Here is a 2,497-nt window from a genome sequence, read left to right on the forward strand (position 1 = left end):
ACTGCAGCGGAAGCTGGCGGCCCACAAGGCACAGCATCGGGACACGCGCAGTGTCCGACGGGTGCTGAAACGGCTTGGCCGCCGGCAACGGTACCGCACTCGGACCTTTGCCCAGACCGTGGCAAAACGCCTGGTGGAGTGGGCGCCACCGCAGGCGGTGCTGGTCTTCGAACGGCTGCAGGTGCCCCTGCCGCAGCAAGGGCAGATCCGGGGACGAGCGCTGCGTCGCCGGCTCGCACTGTGGCAACGCAGCCTGATCCGGCAGTGGATCGAGCAGCAGGCGCAAGAGAGAGGGCTGCAGGTGGTGGAGGTGAACCCGGCCTACACCAGCCAGATCTGTTCTCGCTGTGGGCAACGGGGAAACCGCCGCCGGCATGCCTTCACCTGTCCGCAGTGCGGCTCCCAGGAGCATGCTGACATCAACGCCGCCAGGAATATTCGTACACGCTATACTGTCCTACGGGGCAGTGGGCTGCTGTCAACCAGCCCCGAAGCCCGGGCCGACAAGGCTGCGGGCAAGCCACCGGTTTGATCCCGGGGCCGTTGACTCGGGTGGAATGCCTACGGCCTGGAGTTGGCCCTCCTTTTTGGCGTTGGCAATGAGGGTCTCCAGCTTGATGGGGCCAGCCATGTCGATGCCAGTCGTGGTCGTGCTTGTACTGGGGTTGCTGCCTCCGCAGGCTTCCAGCATGGTGGCCAGGGCACTAGCCGATAGACCGGCGATGCCTGCCCGCCTTAGAAAATGGCGCCGGCTCTGCTGGCCCAAGATGTCAGTGAACAGCGGCTGTTGGCGGCTGTACTCAGGGCGCATAAAAGCTACCTCCCGATAATAGCTGCTTGCTTGTTTGTTTATAGGGATGGGACACTATGGCCGTGCAGGAAGGCCCACCTACCACCCGCGGGCGTGGACAGGCACTGATCCCTCTGTCCTCGTGGCACGATCACAAGCCTCTCTCGAGGCATGGGGGAGAGACAGGAACAATAACCAGGCACCTGGCCCGAAGCCAGGCCGGGCCCGGCCATGTAGCTCATTCCCTTGTTTCTTTGCAAGCTTGCTCTCTTCACGCTTCTTCATGGTAGAGCGACTGTGCTAAGGGGAGGTTAATAGATGAGGGAGGCCATGTTAATGATCGGTTATATTTCGTGCTATGTAAGCAGGGGAGTTAGCTTTCGCGGATAGGTTCTTCTTTTAAATTGAGGACAGACCAGGAGAGTACCGAAACCAGATGAGATAATTGATCTATCGCTTATTCTCTGGTATCATAGATACAGGCCAGCAGGTATGGTCAGGAGAGATAAAGGAGCAAAGCTGAGGTCACAGCACTCGTATCCAGTGGTCGATCTCTTTGTCATCAAACGAGTAGCAGAGCAGATGGACGCCACGATCTGTCACACCAGCCAGACAAGTGCAGCCATCCAGCGGCCCTCGCTCTCGCCCTCGCCTGAGGAGGCATGGCTTTGCCGACACCATTGGCCGCACTGCTGCGGCTCACAAGCGCCTTCAAGGCCCGGCTGCGTCTGGCCTCAGCAGCGAGTGGCTTGCTCGGACCTCTCTCGTCTCTTGTGCTCCTCCCGACTCCTCTCCATTGTTGTTTTCCCCATTCAGGCCTGCCTGTCCATAGGGCTATCCCTTCCCACCCGCCTGGCACCTCACAGCTACGGCGCTCGCGCCACGCCGCCAGAGAAAGCGAGCAGCGCGACGGCCCTGGCCCGGTGCCAGTCGAGCGATGCGTATTCCGCCTTCCCTGCCTCAACCACTGTGCATGTCTCGCTGTCTACCCCTCATCTGATCGTTTTCCCACAAAGGAGGAGCAACCTGTATGGAACAACGCATCTACCGTGGTAATCTCACCCCGGATGGCCTGGCCGACTACCTTGTGCAAACCTTTGGTCAGCAGTACAGCTATTTCGGCTGGGGCGGCAGACCCATGAGCACCATCGCTCAGAAGGTTGGCCAGGGTGATCACGTATTGGTCCAGATTGCGCAGGCAGGTTCCTGGAGCGGACGCCTGCGCACCGCTCTGGGTGTCAGCATCTCGCGTTTGCCCGATGGGATCAGTGTGAGCATCGGTCAAAGCAATTGGCTTGAAGGTCCCCTCACTGGCATGCTCTGGAGCGCTTTGTTTTTCCCACCGCTGTTGATCTTTCCCCTGATTCGCGGCATTGGAGCTTTCGGCTTCTATCAGGACGTCTGGCAGGCCATTGAGACCTACTGCGCCCAGGCTCAGGCGACACGCACCAGCACGAGCAGCCTGCATGGCCTCTATTGCACCCGTTGCGGCGCCATCAACGACGAAGCGGCCCAACACTGCCATCTCTGCGGGGCCCCTCTCCAGCAGGTCGCTCCCGCCAGTCCCAAGGCAACGGCAACCTCTGCCGCCAGCACCGAGCTGGTCACCTGCGGAAGCTGCAACGAGCGCGTCGTGGCCGCCCGCTTTTGCGGGAACTGCGGCTCCCCCCTGACCAGTTCAGCAAGCGCGCCGCCCCCAGCATCAGA

At 60.9% G+C, this 2,497-nt stretch carries 3 protein-coding genes; 2 read left to right on the plus strand and 1 reads right to left on the minus strand.

The window, feature by feature from the left end; all coding sequences use genetic code 11:
• Positions 1-532 (plus strand): RNA-guided endonuclease TnpB family protein (locus IRZ24_RS19325; RefSeq protein WP_297168104.1); only part of this gene is annotated, 532 nt, incomplete at its 5' end.
• On the opposite strand, the gene IRZ24_RS19330 is transcribed toward IRZ24_RS19325, so the two are convergent.
• A complete protein-coding gene (locus IRZ24_RS19330; protein ID WP_297168107.1) occupies positions 479-811 on the minus strand; it encodes a twin-arginine translocation signal domain-containing protein in 333 nt (110 codons plus the stop codon). The genes IRZ24_RS19325 and IRZ24_RS19330 overlap by 54 nt on opposite strands.
• A gap of 1,009 nt (positions 812-1,820) precedes the next feature.
• Here IRZ24_RS19330 and IRZ24_RS19335 point away from each other — a divergent pair.
• Positions 1,821-2,497, plus strand: a 677-nt coding sequence (locus IRZ24_RS19335) for a zinc ribbon domain-containing protein (protein ID WP_297168110.1), incomplete at its 3' end; no start/stop codon positions are given.

This window comes from Thermogemmatispora sp. (assembly GCF_019683755.1).
Lineage (GTDB): Bacteria > Chloroflexota > Ktedonobacteria > Ktedonobacterales > Ktedonobacteraceae > Thermogemmatispora.

Excerpts from the sequence above, each read along its gene's own strand:
- IRZ24_RS19330 (WP_297168107.1), bottom strand. The coding sequence starts at position 811 with ATGCGCCCTGAGTACAGCCGCCAACAGCCGCTGTTCACTGACATCTTG.